19 protein-coding genes and 1 tRNA gene are annotated in these 14,176 nt (G+C 69.7%); 9 read left to right on the top strand and 11 right to left on the bottom strand.

What is annotated here, in order from left to right:
- Nucleotides 1–15 precede the first annotated feature (15 nt).
- Genes ABZ562_RS33295 through ABZ562_RS33305 form a run of 3 tightly spaced genes read left to right on the top strand, consistent with a single transcriptional unit; the run spans nt 16 to nt 3,676 of the window.
- On the top strand, nt 16–1,320 hold the full coding sequence (locus ABZ562_RS33295) for a lysine N(6)-hydroxylase/L-ornithine N(5)-oxygenase family protein (protein ID WP_361486912.1): 1,305 nt from the start codon (nt 16–18) through the stop codon (nt 1,318–1,320).
- Complete coding sequence (locus tag ABZ562_RS33300) at nt 1,317–1,889, top strand: GNAT family N-acetyltransferase (protein WP_361486914.1); 573 nt, start codon at nt 1,317–1,319, stop codon at nt 1,887–1,889. The genes ABZ562_RS33295 and ABZ562_RS33300 overlap by 4 nt, the downstream gene beginning before the upstream one ends.
- Entirely contained in the window at nt 1,886–3,676 is a 1,791-nt protein-coding gene (locus ABZ562_RS33305) for an IucA/IucC family siderophore biosynthesis protein (protein ID WP_361486916.1), read from the top strand. The genes ABZ562_RS33300 and ABZ562_RS33305 overlap by 4 nt, the downstream gene beginning before the upstream one ends.
- A 53-nt stretch (nt 3,677–3,729) precedes the next feature.
- Here ABZ562_RS33305 and ABZ562_RS33310 read toward each other — a convergent pair whose 3' ends face one another.
- A complete protein-coding gene (locus ABZ562_RS33310) occupies nt 3,730–4,986 on the bottom strand; it encodes a sialidase family protein (RefSeq protein WP_361486918.1) in 1,257 nt (418 codons plus the stop codon).
- A gap of 315 nt (nt 4,987–5,301) precedes the next feature.
- On the opposite strand from ABZ562_RS33310, the gene ABZ562_RS33315 reads away from it, so the two are divergent.
- From ABZ562_RS33315 to ABZ562_RS33325, 3 genes are all read left to right on the top strand, one after another.
- Nucleotides 5,302–5,374, top strand: a tRNA-Arg gene (locus ABZ562_RS33315).
- 526 nt (nt 5,375–5,900) lie between these two features.
- Nucleotides 5,901–6,155 carry a helix-turn-helix transcriptional regulator gene (locus ABZ562_RS33320; protein ID WP_361486921.1) on the top strand — a complete coding sequence of 85 codons (255 nt, stop codon included), beginning with the start codon at nt 5,901–5,903 and terminating at the stop codon, nt 6,153–6,155.
- A gap of 96 nt (nt 6,156–6,251) precedes the next feature.
- A complete protein-coding gene (locus ABZ562_RS33325) occupies nt 6,252–6,668 on the top strand; it encodes a hypothetical protein (RefSeq protein ID WP_361486924.1) in 417 nt (138 codons plus the stop codon).
- On the opposite strand, the gene ABZ562_RS33330 is transcribed toward ABZ562_RS33325, so the two are convergent.
- From ABZ562_RS33330 to ABZ562_RS33345, 4 genes are all read right to left on the bottom strand, one after another.
- The gene (locus ABZ562_RS33330) at nt 6,665–7,237 is read right to left on the bottom strand and encodes a hypothetical protein (protein ID WP_361486927.1); all 573 of its coding nucleotides are present in this window, start codon (nt 7,235–7,237) and stop codon (nt 6,665–6,667) included. The genes ABZ562_RS33325 and ABZ562_RS33330 overlap by 4 nt on opposite strands.
- A gap of 143 nt (nt 7,238–7,380) precedes the next feature.
- Complete coding sequence (locus ABZ562_RS33335; RefSeq protein WP_361486929.1) at nt 7,381–7,566, bottom strand: hypothetical protein; 186 nt, start codon at nt 7,564–7,566, stop codon at nt 7,381–7,383.
- Nucleotides 7,563–7,754, bottom strand: a complete 192-nt coding sequence (locus ABZ562_RS33340) for a hypothetical protein (RefSeq protein ID WP_361486932.1) — start codon at nt 7,752–7,754, stop codon at nt 7,563–7,565. The genes ABZ562_RS33335 and ABZ562_RS33340 overlap by 4 nt, the downstream gene beginning before the upstream one ends.
- Nucleotides 7,754–8,170 (bottom strand): hypothetical protein, encoded by a 417-nt coding sequence (locus ABZ562_RS33345; RefSeq protein ID WP_361486935.1) that lies wholly within the window; start codon nt 8,168–8,170, stop codon nt 7,754–7,756. The genes ABZ562_RS33340 and ABZ562_RS33345 overlap by 1 nt, the downstream gene beginning before the upstream one ends.
- Nucleotides 8,171–8,316: 146 nt before the next feature.
- Here ABZ562_RS33345 and ABZ562_RS33350 point away from each other — a divergent pair, with 146 nt between their 5' ends.
- Genes ABZ562_RS33350 through ABZ562_RS33360 form a run of 3 tightly spaced genes read left to right on the top strand, consistent with a single transcriptional unit; the run spans nt 8,317 to nt 10,221 of the window.
- The gene (locus ABZ562_RS33350; protein WP_361486938.1) at nt 8,317–9,495 is read left to right on the top strand and encodes a helix-turn-helix transcriptional regulator; all 1,179 of its coding nucleotides are present in this window, start codon (nt 8,317–8,319) and stop codon (nt 9,493–9,495) included.
- Between the two features lies 1 nt (nt 9,496).
- Nucleotides 9,497–9,946, top strand: a complete 450-nt coding sequence (locus tag ABZ562_RS33355; RefSeq protein ID WP_361486939.1) for a GNAT family N-acetyltransferase — start codon at nt 9,497–9,499, stop codon at nt 9,944–9,946.
- Nucleotides 9,947–9,987: 41 nt separating this feature from the next.
- Nucleotides 9,988–10,221, top strand: a complete 234-nt coding sequence (locus tag ABZ562_RS33360; RefSeq protein WP_361486941.1) for a hypothetical protein — start codon at nt 9,988–9,990, stop codon at nt 10,219–10,221.
- 49 nt (nt 10,222–10,270) lie between these two features.
- On the opposite strand, the gene ABZ562_RS33365 is transcribed toward ABZ562_RS33360, so the two are convergent.
- The 6 genes from ABZ562_RS33365 to ABZ562_RS33390 all read right to left on the bottom strand — a co-directional run bounded on the left by ABZ562_RS33365 (nt 10,271) and on the right by ABZ562_RS33390 (nt 14,171).
- Nucleotides 10,271–10,969, bottom strand: coding sequence for a collagen-like protein (locus ABZ562_RS33365; RefSeq protein WP_361486944.1), 699 nt, complete (start codon nt 10,967–10,969; stop codon nt 10,271–10,273).
- Nucleotides 10,966–11,220 (bottom strand): hypothetical protein, encoded by a 255-nt coding sequence (locus ABZ562_RS33370; protein ID WP_361486946.1) that lies wholly within the window; start codon nt 11,218–11,220, stop codon nt 10,966–10,968. Before ABZ562_RS33370 ends, ABZ562_RS33365 begins: the two co-directional genes overlap by 4 nt.
- Nucleotides 11,221–11,229: 9 nt before the next feature.
- Nucleotides 11,230–11,478 carry a holin gene (locus tag ABZ562_RS33375; RefSeq protein ID WP_361486949.1) on the bottom strand — a complete coding sequence of 83 codons (249 nt, stop codon included), beginning with the start codon at nt 11,476–11,478 and terminating at the stop codon, nt 11,230–11,232.
- A 16-nt stretch (nt 11,479–11,494) separates the two neighbouring features.
- Nucleotides 11,495–12,247, bottom strand: coding sequence for a peptidoglycan-binding protein (locus ABZ562_RS33380; protein WP_361486952.1), 753 nt, complete (start codon nt 12,245–12,247; stop codon nt 11,495–11,497).
- Nucleotides 12,248–12,250: 3 nt separating this feature from the next.
- Entirely contained in the window at nt 12,251–12,478 is a 228-nt protein-coding gene (locus ABZ562_RS33385) for a hypothetical protein (protein WP_361486954.1), read from the bottom strand.
- Nucleotides 12,479–12,545: 67 nt separating this feature from the next.
- Entirely contained in the window at nt 12,546–14,171 is a 1,626-nt protein-coding gene (locus tag ABZ562_RS33390; protein ID WP_361486957.1) for a right-handed parallel beta-helix repeat-containing protein, read from the bottom strand.
- Between the last annotated feature and the right edge of the window lie 5 nt (nt 14,172–14,176).

The raw sequence follows: 14,176 nt of genomic DNA on the forward strand, positions 1-14,176 counted from the left end.
CCCTCGGAGAACCCCGTGCCCACCCCGCACCTCTACGACTTCGTCGCCGTCGGCCTCGGCCCCTATAACCTGGGCCTCGCCTGCCTCACCGAGCCCATCGACGAACTCGACGGCCTGTTCCTGGAGAGCAAGCCCGACTTCGACTGGCACCCGGGCATGCTGCTGGACGGCGTCACCCTCCAGACCCCGTTCATGGCCGACCTCGTCACCCTGGCCGACCCCACCTCCCCGTACTCCTTCCTCAACTACCTGAAGGAATCCGGGCGGCTGTACTCGTTCTACATCCGCGAGATCTTCTATCCGCTGCGCGCCGAGTACAACAAGTACTGCCGCTGGGCGGCGGGAAAGCTGAGCAGCGTCCGCTTCGGCCACGAGGTCACCAGCGTCCATTACGACGACGCAGACGGCCTCTACACCGTGCGCTCCCGGCGCCCCTCCGGCGAGACCACCGAGCACCGCGCCCGCCATCTGGTGCTCGGCACCGGCACCCCGCCCTTCATCCCCGAGAGCTGCCGGGGGCTCGGCGGCGACCTGCTGCACAACGGGCGCTACCTGGAGCACAAGGCGGCGCTCCAGGCCAAGGAGTCCATCACGATCGTCGGCAGCGGCCAGAGCGCGGCCGAGATCTACCAGGACCTGCTGGCCGACATCGGCGACCACCGCTACCGCCTCACCTGGGTGACCCGCTCCCCGCGCTTCTTCCCGCTCGAATACACCAAGCTCACCCTGGAGATGACCTCGCCGGAGTACGTGGACTACTTCCACGCCCTCCCCGAGGACACCCGCTACCGGCTGGAGTCCGAGCAGAAGGGCCTGTTCAAGGGCATCGACGCCGACCTGATCAACTCCATCTACGACCTGCTCTACCAGCGATCCGTGGACGGCCCGGTGCCCACCCGGCTGCTGACCAACACCGCGCTCGACCATGCCTCGTACGACGAAGCCACCGGTACGTACACCCTCGGGCTGCGCCACGAGGAGCAGGAGCGCGACTTCACCCTCACCACCGAGGGCCTGGTCCTCGCCACCGGCTACCGCTACCAGGTGCCCGCCTTCCTGGAGCCGGTGCGCGACCGCATCCGCTGGGACGGCCACGGCCGCTTCGACGTCGCCCGCAACTACAGCATCGACACCACGGGGCGCGGCATCTTCCTCCAGAACGGTGCCACCCACGCGCACAGCCTCACCTCCCCCGACCTGGGCATGGGCCCGTACCGCAACTCCTGGATCATCCGCGAGCTGCTGGGCCGCGAGTACTACCCGGTCGAGAAGTCCATCGCCTTCCAGGAGTTCGGCGCGCCGGAGGGATCCCTGGCATGACCCTGTTCAAGCGTGACGACGACCGCCTCGGCGGCTTCGCCCTGCGCACCCTCGACCCGCAGGCCGACGCCCCGCTGCTGCACCGCTGGGTGACCCACCCCAAGGCGTCGTACTGGATGATGCGGGACGCGAGCCTCGCCGACGTCGAGGCCGAGTACCGCAGGATCGCCGACCACCCGCACCACGAGGCCTTCATCGGCCTGCACGAGGGCGAACCCGCCTTCCTCGCCGAGCGCTACGACCCGGCCGAGGTCGAGCTGGTGGGGCTGTACGAGCCCCGGAAGGGCGACATCGGCATGCACTTCCTGTGCGCGCCGACCGACACCCCGGTGCACGGCTTCACCCTCGCCGTGATCACCACCGTCATGGAGTTCTGCTTCGAGGATCCGGCCGTACGGCGCGTCGTCGTCGAGCCCGACGTCCGCAACGCGGCGGTGCACGCGCTGAACGCGGCGGTCGGCTTCGACGTCGTCGAGAAGATCGCCAAACCGGAGAAGGACGCCTACCTCAGTACCTGCACGCGCGAGCGCTTCGCCGCCGCGCGCGCCGCCCAAGGAGTATCCCGATGAGCCCCCGCGACGCCGTCGCCCATCTCACCCCCGACCTGTGGGAGCGGGCGGGCCGCCTCCTCACCGCCAAAGCACTCGCCGAATTCACGCACGAGCGCCTGCTGAAGCCCGAACCCGGCGACGACGGCCGGTACGCCGTCCACAGCGACGACGGCGCGGTCACCTACCGCTTCGCCGCCCGCGTCCTCACCCTCGACCACTGGCTGGTCGACGCGGACAGCATCACCCGCCACGGCCGCGACGGCGCCCAGCGCCCGCTGGACGCCCTCGACTTCTTCCTCGAACTGCGCGGCGCCCTCGGCCTCAGCGACGACATCCTCCCCGTCTACCTCGAGGAGATCAGCTCCACCCTCTCCGGTACGGCCTACAAGCTGGCCGCCGAGCCGGCCGACGCGGCCCAGCTCGCCAAGTCCGGCTTCCAGGAGATCGAGACGGGGATGACCGAGGGCCACCCCTGCTTCGTCGCCAACAACGGCCGCCTCGGCTTCGGCATCCACGAATACCTCTCGTACGCCCCGGAGACCGCGAGCCCCGTCCAGCTGGTCTGGCTGGCCGCCCACCGCGACCACTCCACCTTCACCGCCTCCTCCGGCCTCGACTACGACGCGCTGGTGCGCGCCGAGCTGAGCGAGGAGACCCGCACCCGCTTCGCGGACACCCTCAGCGGCCTCGGCCTCGACATCGCCGACTACCACCTGCTGCCGGTGCACCCCTGGCAGTGGTGGAACAAGCTGTCCGTCAGCTTCGCCGCCGAGGTCGCGCAAGCGCGCCTGGTCTGGCTCGGCCCCGGCGAGGACGCATACCTCGCGCAGCAGTCGATCCGTACCTTCTTCAACACCAGCGACCCGTCCAAGCACTATGTGAAGACCGCCCTGTCGGTCCTCAACATGGGCTTCATGCGGGGCCTCTCGGCCGCCTACATGGAGGCCACCCCGGCCATCAACGACTGGCTCGCCGGACTGATCTCGTCCGACGAGATCTTCCGGGCCGCCCGCTTCTCGATCATCCGCGAGCGGGCCGCCATCGGCTACCACCACCGCCAGTACGAGGCCGCCACCAACCGGTACTCCCCCTACCGGAAGATGCTCGCCGCCCTGTGGCGCGAGAGCCCCGTACCGTCGCTGGAACCCGGCCAGCGCCTCGCCACCATGGCCTCCCTCCTCCACCGTGACACGGGCGGCGGCTCCTTCGTCAGCGCCCTCATCGAGGAGTCCGGCCTCACCCCGGCGGCCTGGCTCCGCCGCTACCTGGACGCCTACCTCACCCCGGTGCTGCACAGCTTCTACGCGTACGACCTGGTCTTCATGCCGCACGGCGAGAACGTCATCCTGGTCATCGAGGACGGCGCCGTCCAGCGGGTGATCTTCAAGGACATCGCCGAAGAGATCGCCGTCATGGACCCGGACGCGGTCCTGCCCCCGGCCGTCGAGCGCATCCGCGCGGACGTCCCCGAGGACAAGAAGCTGCTGTCCGTCTTCACCGACGTCTTCGACTGCTTCCTGCGCTTCCTCAACGGCATCCTCGTCTCCGACGGGCTCCTGGAGGAGGACGCCTTCTGGCAGACGGTCGCCGACACCGTCCTGGCCTACCAGCGGTCCGTCCCCCACCTCGCGGACAAGTTCCACCAGTACGACATGTTCGCCGAGGACTTCGCGCTGTCCTGCCTCAACCGGCTCCAGCTGCGCAACAACCGCGAGATGGTCGACCTCCAGGACCCGGCGGGCGCGCTCCAGCTGATCGGCACCCTGAAGAACCCGATCGCGCCGTTCCGTACGACGCAGACCTGAGCCTTCGAGCGCCGGGCACCGCTGCGGAGGCGCAGCGGTGCCCGGCTGCTACGTCACGACCCCCCGATGGCGACGTACGGACGGCACACCCCGCCGTCGTAGTCCGTCGCGACCTCCAGCACCTTCCGGCCGTCTTCCGACGGCAGCAGGCTGGAACTGTAGTTGGGGCAGGAATCGAGCTTGCCGGACTTCACGGCGACGGGCGCCGGGATCTCGCGCCACGCCCCTTCCCCGCCCTCGCTGTTCGTCCAGATCGTGCGCCCGCTGCCCTCGGCCCGGCCGCCGTCCTTGTTGTACATCGCCTGACCGATCAGCAGCAGCTTGCCCTGCGGATTGCCCTCCTCCGGCGCCCAGGCCAGATTCGGCGCGTGCAGGAAGTACTTCCCGTCCGCCGTCTCCGCCCGGGTGCCGAGGTCGGCCGGGTCGCCCCAGTCCCATCCGTCGCGCGAGGTGCGCAGATGCGCCACGCAGGAGTACTTGCCTCCGGCCGCGCAGATCTCGTACGACATGACGTACGTGCCGTCCGGCAGCTTCCGCACGACCGCCATCCCGGGCCGGTCCGACGCCAGCTTGCCGGCCACGGTGTCGCGGGGCCCGCTCCACGAGACGCCGTCCTTCGACCGCACGGCGACGAGCTTCTGGCTGTGCCGCGGATCGGTCTCGTCGGAGTAGTGGCAGACCAGGTTCCCCTCGGCGTCGACGGAGAACTCCGGCTCCCACAGCCCCCTGGCGTTCGGCGAGGTGGCGACCGTGGACAGATGGCTCCAGTTCCGTCCGTGATCGGTGCTCCTGAACACCCGGATCGACATGCGGGGCTCGGGCTTCTCGTCCTGCCCGAAGGAAGCGGCCCACAGCAGCGTCCCGGCGGGCATGTCCCCGACCTGTTGCGGCAGCTCGTACAGCGTCGCGCAGCACAGCCCCTTGCCGTCCGCGGCCTTGTCGTCGGAGACGGTCCCCACGCGACGGAAGCTCCCGCCGCCGTCGGCGCTCTCCTGGATCTCCCCGACGCCGTTGCCACCCCTGTGGACGACGGACGAGGCGAGCACGCGCCCGTTCGCGCCCCCGCTGTGCCGCAGCCGGATCGCCCGCGGATAGAGGCCCCCGCCCTCCCCCAGCGCCTTGGCGCCCGCCATCTCCCCGGGCGCCGCGTTGTTCGCCACCCCCTTTCCACTCTCGCCGCCCTCGCCGTCCGGCGGAGGATCGCCGCGGCATGAGGTGAGGGAGAGAGCGGTGACGGCGGCAACGAGCGTCATGAGGAACGCCACCGGCCTGCTGCCCGGACGTGAACGGAGGTTGGTGCTTGTTGACATGAGACTTCCTGACGTTGTGGGCCGAGCCCATATGAACCCTGCGGCAAGACTCCTCGTCGCCGCTGATGATCGATTAGTGATCCACTAACGCGTCGCTAACAGGCTGTCAGGACCACCAGGCCGACCACGCCACCGCCCCACACACCGCTCCGGGCCGCCGAGACGACAACCGGACACACCTTGCGCGTGTGCAATAGTTGCACAAGCACTATATCGCCAAGCGCCCAATACCTCCCCCGCAACCCGCCGGCCGTACGCCCGACGGGGGCGAACCCCGAAGACCGCATCCGCTACGCTGTGGGTGGTCAGTCCGATGCCTCCGTAGCTCAGGGGATAGAGCACCGCTCTCCTAAAGCGGGTGTCGCAGGTTCGAATCCTGCCGGGGGCACAAGCAGTACCAGCATGAACGCGGCAAAGGCCCAGGTCACAGCGATTGTTGACCTGGGCCTTCCCCGTACCTTCCCGTTGTGTCTACGCTCTCTCCCGTTCTGAGAACGCACTGAACACAAGACTTGATCTCCCAAATTTCTCCCAAATGATCTTGGCGTAACCGCAGGTCGCGACGCCAACGAGCGCGAGCCCCCTCCAACTTCCGGAGGGGGCTCGCTGTGTGCCGGGCGCCAACGAAGGTGCCGCCAACGTGAGCACCCGACACGCCTAGGAGGTGACCACCAGCGAGACCAGATGGTTGCGCTGTACACCTGAATAGGGATGGGAACGCGTATGCGATTGTGCGCCGAGCCACCCACACGGAGGCTGTCGGCTCTTCGATCTGCGGCTACCGACCGGTCGGTGTTACGCGCAGATGATCACGCGTGTCGGGACTGCGTTGGACGAGTACCCTCCACTCAAGATCAAAAACTGTCACACAGTATGGCACTGACAAATGATCATGGGCCATCGAGCGTGGTCGGGTGCACCCGACCGATCCCCTGCCCGACTGGCTACGCCAGTGGCGCCACGAGATCGGCACCCGCATGCGAGACGCACGCATGCACCGGAACCTCACCCAAGAGGCGTTAGCTGAACTGGTTGGCGTGGAGCGGCGGACGATCCTTCGTATCGAGCTTGGGCTGCACTCGCCCTCAACGGATCGCATCCTGTACATCGCCCGCGCGCTCGACGTCGCGCCGGCCGAGCTGATGCCCTCCGCCGACGAGGACGAGTGAGGGGGCAGCGGCTGGCGTGCGCGTAGGCCAGCAGCGCGACCGGCATCGCCGCTAGGCTTCGGTGCGTCAGTCGGCTGCGACGGGCGGAGGCCGCAGATGCCAGAGGACCGCGGGGCGAGCCCCTTCTCGACTGATGGCGAGCGACCCGTATGCGGGATCTGCCCCTCGCTGCGGCTCCCCGGCGGCGCGTTCGACGTCCACGAGCGGCCGACCCGCGCCTCCGCGTTTGACCCCGAGACGGGCAACCGCTTCACGGCCGGCGGCGTGCCGGTGTGCGTCCACCCCGAGCGGGTCGGGCTCCCGGCCGCGGCATACGCCACCGAGCAGCTGCCTCTGCCATGGGAGGTGCCCCCGCCGGCCGACCCGGACGAGGTAGTCGTGTGGGTGCGCGAGGCGCTGACCGCAGCACCGCCGGACGTCTGCGACGGAGTGATCGACCAGGCGATGAGCATCCTGCGTGCCTCCGATCCGGCGATGGACGTGACGGCGGTGCTGCGGGCGGCGCTCAACTAGGCCACGGCCTCGAACGTGATGGCGTGCTCACGGCCGGACCGGCCCATGCCGATCGACTCGTACAGGCCGCCGAGGTGCTCACGGCGCCGGACGACCTCATCGTGGTCGAGCCAGTACCTGGGCGGCGGGGTGCCCCAGGCGGCCCGGTAGCAGTCGGCGGTGTAGCTGTCGCTGGTGTAGTCGGTGTGCTCCTGGTCGGTCTGGTGGATCACGGTGATGCCGTACCGCGACGCGATGCGGTGCAGGAGTTGGGTCTGCGCCAGCATCGCGTGCGTCATCTCATCGACGGGCACGGCGATGGCGACCTCGGCGGCGCGATCGTCGTTGGTGAGCGCGAACACCGCGGCCTTGAGCGAGATGGCCCGCAGGCCCTCCTCGAACAGCGGCTCGGCGTCGTCCTCCAGCTTCCATTCGCTGACGACGGGGAAGCCGGTGAAGCACTGCCAGTCGTCGCTGTACTCCAGGCTGGCGGCCCGGAAGGCGTCGAACTCCGGGTCGCCCTGGAGCAGGGCGAGGACCTGAACGGCGCCCTCGGCGACCAGTTCCGGTGCGGGCATCTGAACGGGCATGGCGAGTGTCCTCTCGTGGTGTGCGGTTGGGGCCCGCCCCCGGCGGGGGTTCCAGCGCTCCGCGGCCGGGGGCGGGGTGGAGAGGGGCGGGCCGCCGGGGCGTGTCCGGTCGGGGGACCCAGGACGCCGACGGCCCGCCCGGTCTACGGGGCCGCGGCGGTGACGGCCTCCCGCACCGCGCGGTGCAGCTGGTCCCCGAAGTCGCACCGCTCGCCCGCCCGGCAGCCGGGGCAGTCCATGGCGTGGTCGAGGAAACGGCTCCAGGCCGTCCCCCGAGCGACGGGGCGGGCGGCGGCCTTACGGCGGCCCTTCCCCCAGAAGGCCCTCATCGCGTCTGCCCGGTGCGGCGATAGCTGGACATCAGCCTGCCGTGGAACGGGTCGCGCTGTTTCGGGAAGGTGGGAGCGCAGCCGGGGCAGGCGTAGACGGTGCCGCCACCGGCGCTCGCACCGTGCCCGACCGCGACGACGACCGGCTCCTTGGTGGGCGTCTGGCAGCGGGCGCAGACCTTCGACATCACCGGGCCGTCGCCTCCTCGCCGGTGTCGGACTCGGCGAGCGCCCGGGCCATGGCCAGGCGCAGCAGGTGAGGATCGGTCACATATCGGTCGGGGCCCATCGGGATACGCCAGTGCAGGCGCGGGCCCTCCGTCCAGCTTGTGGGCGGCACACCGAGATACGTGACCTCGGCTCCGTGCGCGCCGAGAGCGTGGATGTCCCGGTGGAGGCGCCCCCAGTCCGCGGCGTGGCCCCTGGGGATGAGCCAGTACATCTGGCCATAGTCCGCGATGACGGCGCCGGACCGGTTATCGAGGAGAGCCAGGGCGCGTTCGCCAATCTCGGCAGGGGCCCGGACGGCGTCCCAGTGTAGGCCGACCTGGACCATCTCAACCTCGCCACGCGGCGGCGTCCACTGCTTGGTTCTGGTCGTCATGGCGCTCCCTGGACAGACACTCTCTTCACCGCGCCGCCTGAGGAGGCGCGTTGCAGGTAGCGTTTCCGACACGGATGCTCACGCACAGGAGTTGAGTGTCCGCCGCTGTCCGCACCGCTGCGGACACTGCGGACACGGAGGCGCGCATGCATGAGACCTTCGGCCAGGCCCTACGTCGACTACGCGGCAGCCGTTCCGTACGCGACGTCGCTCAGCTCGCCAACTGCGGCAAGACCCATGTCTCCGATCTTGAACGCGGGAAGCGATCTCCCACTCCGGAGATTGCAGAAGCACTCGATGCCGCACTCGATGCCGACGGTGAACTCGTCGCGCTGGCCTCCGTCCGGCCGGGTACATCTCCTCTTGAGCAGGCTGCAGCGCTTCAACGCGGCGTGCACGAGGCACTCTCGGCGGGGCCCATGACTGACGCCACCTTGGACGAGTGGGCGTACACGATCGCGCGCCACGGCCGAGCCACCCGCTACCGGCCTGAGGCCGAGCATCTGCCGGAGCTGATCAGCGACTTCTCCGACCTGCGGCTCCTGCTCTCCCACCGTCATGCCGCGCCAGTACGTCGTGCCCTCACGATCGCGACCGCGCAAATGGCTGGGCTGATGGCGCTCACCCTGCTGAAGCTCGGAGAGCCGTCGGCGCGGGACTGGTGGCGCACAGGCCGGGCAGCAGCCGCAGCAGCCGAGGACCGGGCCACCCTGTCATGGATCTACGCGCACGAGTCCTACCAGCTGTACTACAGCGGCGACGTTCTGGGAGCCGTCGAGTTCGCCGTCCGTGCGCAGCAACTCGCCGGAGGATTGCCGTGCGTCGGCGATGCCCTCGCGGCCCCGCTGGAAGCTCGCGCCCACGCGATACACCAGCGCGCCGACGCAGCAGCCGAAGCCCTCCACCGCGCGGAGGTGGCCCTAGAGCGGCTCGACCCGGCCGAGCGGATCGGCAGCGCGTTCGGCTACTCCGAGTCCCAGCTGGCTTTCCACGCTGGTAACGCCTGCACGCACCTCGGTGAGACGGCTCGCGCCCGTGATGAACACGAGCGGGCGCTGGAGCTCTATCCTGCCGAAGATCACACCGATCGGGCTCTGATCCAGCTTGATCAGGCCATATGCCTGCTGGCTGACGGTGATCCAGCAGCTGCGGCAGATCAGGCCACGCGGACGATCGTGGCTCTTCCCGCCCAGCACCGGAGTGCCCTGATCATGTACCGCGCGGAAGAGCTGACGGCTAGGGTGCCTCGGGCACGGCAGGCGCTGCCGGAGATGCGGGTGCTGCGCGAGGTGCTGGCGCTGCCCCCTGGTGATACGGAGGGCTGACATGGTGACGATCGACCGGGCGACGGCGACTGACGCAGGTGTGATCTCCGAGATGCTCGGAGAGATCGAGGAGTACTACGGCGGCCAGAACGCGCCGGGCGACCTCGACCAGATCCGCCACGCGCTGTTCGGCGACCGCCCGGTGGCCACGGTGCTGCTGGCCCGCGACGAGGACGCTGAGGTGGTCGGTATGGCCTCGTACTCCTTCCTCTGGCCAGCAGCGGGAGCTGACACCAGTCTGTATCTGAAGGAGCTGTTCGTCCGCGCCTCAGCGCGGCGCCGTGGTGTGGCGGGCGCGTTGATGGCTGCGTTGCGCAAGGCGGCCGCCGAGGCGGGGTGCTCGCGTGTGGAGTGGACCGCCGATCGCGACAACCCTCCAGCCCTGGCGTTCTACGCGGCGCTGGGTGTGGCATCGGAAGACGACAAGTTGATTTATCGCCTTCAGAAGTAGGGGCGCCTTCGGTGCTGGACGCGCCGCCTAGGATCCACGGCGTGGACATCCCCGACAGACTCATCGAACTCCAGCAGACCGCCGACGACGAACGCGCCGAGCTCACCGGGCTCGACGGCGACGAGCACGCCGCCCAGTGGCCGCGCTGGCGCGACGCCGCCGTCAAGATCCAGGCCGCCGTCACCGAGCACGCCCAGGAAGCCGGGCTCAACCGGGCCGCGCTGGAGGCCGAGGTGAAGAAGGCCGTACGACATCCGGCCCCGGTCGACGGCTGAACACAGCGAAACGCCCCCTCCCGGCCGCAGCCGAGAGGGGGCTCACGTATCAGAGGCGCCGCCGGTCAGGAGCGAGAGCAGCTGGTGACTGCGCGGAGGGCGTCGGCTCCGGCCCGGGCTGTGGCGCGCCGTCCCTCCTGCACACCAGCGCGTCCGGATCGTCGGCCGGAGCCTGGAGCGAGTAGCCGTCCGGACAGGGCGGGCCGGGTGGTCCCTGCTCGCCGCGGTCGCCCTTCTCTCCACGCTCACCCTGCTGCCCAGGGTCGCCCTTCTCTCCCGGCGCCCCGTCCTGACCCGGAGCGCCATCCTGACCGGGCGCGCCGGACGCCCCGGGCTGTCCTTCCCGGCCCGGAGCGCCGGTCTGGCCGTCCGACCCGTCCGTGCCTGGGCTTCCGTCCGTGCCGCCCCTGCCGGGTCGCCCCGAGGCGCCTTGCTCGCCCCGGGGCCCCGGGATCGGCACTGGCACCTCGGCGCGGTCAGGCAGGTTCTTGATTGCCTCGGAGGGGTCGGGGGCCACGGGGGTCTCCCCCTTGGCCTTGAGCTGTGATCTGAGCTGCCGCACGTCCGTCGCCAGTGTCGACACGGCGGTGCCGCGCCGGTCGGCTTCGGTCGCCAGCTGGTCGCCGCGGTGGTCGGCGGAGGAGATGCGCGCCCACACCAGCAGCACTGCCCCGGTGATGGCCACGAGCCAGCAGGCGAGCGCGATGGTGCGCCAGCGGTGGGCGAGGGCCCTCTGCGTGCGGGTCACGGGCTACCCCCCAGGCGCATGATCTCGGAGCGGAGTCTGATCAGCTCGGCTTGGTCGGCAGCACGCTGCGCGAGGGCCTCGGTGAGCTGCAGCCGGAGAGCGTCGCGCTCCTCCTGCAAGTCGTTGGTCAGCGAGCTGTAGCCGGTGAGGGCGTTCTCGCCGCGCTTCCCGATGGCCGTCACCACCGCGGTCGCCAGGCCGCCGACGCCGACGAGCAGCGCGCCGAGGGCGCCCAGGGTGGTGGCGTCCAACAGGGCCTCCTACAGGGGCAGGGAGCGGGGAGCGGGCCGGGCGACGGTCTCGGTGACGCCCGGTCCCTCGGCGCCGCCGGATGCCGCCACGGCCGTCAGCAGGGCGAGGACGGCGGCGAGCCCGCCGACGGACAGAGCCTGGCCCCAGTCGACGTCCAGGATGCCGAGGCCCTCGCCGCTGAGCAGCGCTATCTCGGCCTGGGCGAAGGTGCGCACTACGCGCTCGGCGGTGGCCTTCCAAAAGGCGCGAGTCATCATGTTTTCTCCTCGTAGATCAGACGTTGGGGACGCGGAGCTTGACCCAGGACGCGGCGCCCGGGATGCCGTCGGCCCCGGCCCCGGCGTAGCCGCACTTGCGCTGCCACGCGGCATACGAGCGCTCGTCACCACTGCCCCAGGTGTCGGCGTTTGCGCTGGACTGGTACTTGTTACAACCCTCGGCCACGAGCCGCTTGTGCATCGCCGCGATGATCGGCGACCGGCGGCCCGGCTTGAAGAAGCTGGCGCCCGGGAACGGCTCGTACGCCGGTCGTCCCGCCGTGCCACCCGCGGCCTTGATGATGGCCACCCGCTGAGCCTTGATCGGGTTGCCCGGGCATCCGGTGTGACCGCCCCACGCGGAGCCGCCCATGCCGTGCCAGCCGATTCCGCGGCCCTCGGGGCTGTCGGCGAGCTGGAGCGGGACGCCGTGCTCGGCGTGCGCCCACGCGACGATGCGGGCCGTCGCGGCGAGCTGCTTCTCGGTGAGCGCGTCACCGGCTTCGCCCTCGTGCTCGATGCTCAGCCAGGCCCGGTTGCCCGCGGCCTGGGCCCACGCGCGGTCGGCGGTGTCGACCCACTGGAAGATGCGGCCGTCCTTGCCGACGCCGAAGTGCGCGGACGCCTGGGACTTCGAGTTACGGAACCAGGAGTCGGAGCCGTCGAGGGTGCCCTGCATGATGTGGAGCACCACGCCGCGGACAGACTCCTGGCCGCCGCGGGTGCAGTTCGGTACGGGACGCCAGGTGGCGCCGGGCATTCTGGCCACGGTTCAGCTCTCCTGTCGTGTGTCGAGCGCGGCACGCACCGCGCAGTCCTTCGCCTCCAGCAGCTTCCGCAGGCCGGCCGTCAGTTCGGGCCCGTCGGGGAGCAGGTCCAGCAGCTCCTGGGCGAGGTCGTGGAAGAGGCGACTGACCGTCTGGAGGCCGGCGGGCAGGTGCTCGAAGTCGAAGTAGCGCGCGATGTGCGCGGTGCTGGGGTGACGTCCGCTGGCATCCATGTGGGCCCTCCTTGGGCACGAAGAAGCCCCCGGCCGGGCGGCGCGGGGCGGGGTATACGGGGCGGGATCAGGTGATGTCGGTCGCGCTGGTGGTCGGCGAGGTGGAGCTGTCCGAGAGGGCACCACCGGTGAACTGGGAGCCTCTCCAGTCGTTTCCCGACCGGGCGATCAGCGTGCACGCGTTCGTGATGCTCAGCCCGTTGATGGCTTCGTTGCCGCTGCCGTTGGGCCGGGTCTTGTTGCCGGTCAGGTGGATGCTGCTCGCGTTGGTCGAGATCCGGATGCCGTACCAGGTGGCGTTGGTCTGACGGCCGGGAGACTTGATGTAGTTGTTCCTGATCTGCATGTCCGAGCCGTCCTGAATCAGGACCCCGTTGTTGGCCGCGTACATGATGTTGTTGCCGTACAGGCCGAGGTGGTTGCAGGTGACGGCGGTGATGCCGTGGGCGTTCGGGGTGTAGATCTGGTTCGACGCCACGTTGCCGTTCACGCTGTTCTCCATGCTGACGGCGGTGCCGTCCACGTTGGAGATCGTGTTGCCAGTGACGGCGTATCGCTCCACCCGCTCCAGCCGCACGCCGTTCTGGCTGCCTGCCGTGGTGTCGATGGCGTTGCCGCTGACGGACAGATTGAGGATCTGCCCGGTGGTCTCGCCTAGCGCGAGCACGGGGTCGTCATACGAGCCGCCGAAGCGGAAGGTGTTGCCGCTCACGGCGAAGTTCTTGATGGACTGGCTGGCCGAGGTCTGGTTCCCGGCCGGGTCCTTGGTGTCCTCGGTGTCGGTCACGATCACGCTGCGGATGCGGACGCCGGAGCCGCAGCTGGAGAACGTGTTGGCCGACACCGTGACGTCCTCCCAGTTGTAGGCGCTGATCGCGTACTGCAGCACCGACTCGAAGGTGCAGCCGACGATCCGGATGCGCCGGTGGAACTTGGTGATCGTCGCCGAGTGGGAGCCGATGCCGCGCGGCCAGGCGGTCGTGCCCGCCGTGCCGGACGCGCCGAAGTAGCAGCCGGTCACGAGCACGTCTTCGGTGGGTGTGTGGTCGTATGGGCCGAAGCCGCCGAAGACGCCGCTGCTCTTCGCCAGGTCGATCTGGATCGCTTCGGAGAAGTCGCGGCCACCAGGGTCGATGTAGCCCCTGAAGCGGCAGTTCTGGATCGTGCCGCGCTTCGTGCTGTTCAGCTCGATCGCGTGGAAGCCGGGCACATCCCTGATCTCCAGGTCCCTGATCGTGATGTCGCTCGCGTGGCCGATCGAGATGCACATGACCGAGCCGGTCAGCCCGGCCGTGGTGCCGCGCATGTTCCACAGGCCGCCCTCGATGGTGATGTTCGAGTGCCCGGTGTAGCCGCCGAAGTTCTGCGCGGCGTCCCCGTTGATGAGCATCGTCTCGGCCATGTTGCGCCGCAGCTCAGCGCCGGGCAGCAGGGTCAGCCGGGTGTTGTCGTAGATGCGCAGCGGCAGCGTGGACAGCAGCCACGTCCCGGCGGGGACGATGACCCAGCCGCCGCCAGCGTCCCTGGCGGCGTTGAGCGCCAGCTGAATGCCGGGGGCGGCATCGGCCACCCCGTCGCCCTTGGCGCCGTAGGACGCCACCGTCAGCGCCTCCGACCGGCGCTCCAGCATGTACTGAAGCCGTCCGGCGGTGACCGGCATGGCGGGCAGCCACTTCTCGACGGGCGTGCTCAAGGGGT

The organism is Streptomyces sp. NPDC019937 (assembly GCF_040631655.1).
Classification (GTDB): Bacteria; Actinomycetota; Actinomycetes; order Streptomycetales; family Streptomycetaceae; genus Streptomyces.

Coding starts and splice junctions, on each gene's coding strand:
- ABZ562_RS33355 (WP_361486939.1), top strand. CDS start 9,497: ATGGTGACGATCGACCGGGCGACGGCGACTGACGCAGGTGTGATCTCC.
- ABZ562_RS33335 (WP_361486929.1), bottom strand. CDS start 7,566: ATGAGGGCCTTCTGGGGGAAGGGCCGCCGTAAGGCCGCCGCCCGCCCC.
- ABZ562_RS33375 (WP_361486949.1), bottom strand. CDS start 11,478: ATGATGACTCGCGCCTTTTGGAAGGCCACCGCCGAGCGCGTAGTGCGC.
- ABZ562_RS33350 (WP_361486938.1), top strand. CDS start 8,317: ATGCATGAGACCTTCGGCCAGGCCCTACGTCGACTACGCGGCAGCCGT.
- ABZ562_RS33330 (WP_361486927.1), bottom strand. CDS start 7,237: ATGCCCGTTCAGATGCCCGCACCGGAACTGGTCGCCGAGGGCGCCGTT.
- ABZ562_RS33305 (WP_361486916.1), top strand. CDS start 1,886: ATGAGCCCCCGCGACGCCGTCGCCCATCTCACCCCCGACCTGTGGGAG.
- ABZ562_RS33340 (WP_361486932.1), bottom strand. CDS start 7,754: ATGTCGAAGGTCTGCGCCCGCTGCCAGACGCCCACCAAGGAGCCGGTC.
- ABZ562_RS33385 (WP_361486954.1), bottom strand. CDS start 12,478: ATGGATGCCAGCGGACGTCACCCCAGCACCGCGCACATCGCGCGCTAC.
- ABZ562_RS33345 (WP_361486935.1), bottom strand. CDS start 8,170: ATGACGACCAGAACCAAGCAGTGGACGCCGCCGCGTGGCGAGGTTGAG.
- ABZ562_RS33310 (WP_361486918.1), bottom strand. CDS start 4,986: ATGTCAACAAGCACCAACCTCCGTTCACGTCCGGGCAGCAGGCCGGTG.
- ABZ562_RS33325 (WP_361486924.1), top strand. CDS start 6,252: ATGCCAGAGGACCGCGGGGCGAGCCCCTTCTCGACTGATGGCGAGCGA.
- ABZ562_RS33300 (WP_361486914.1), top strand. CDS start 1,317: ATGACCCTGTTCAAGCGTGACGACGACCGCCTCGGCGGCTTCGCCCTG.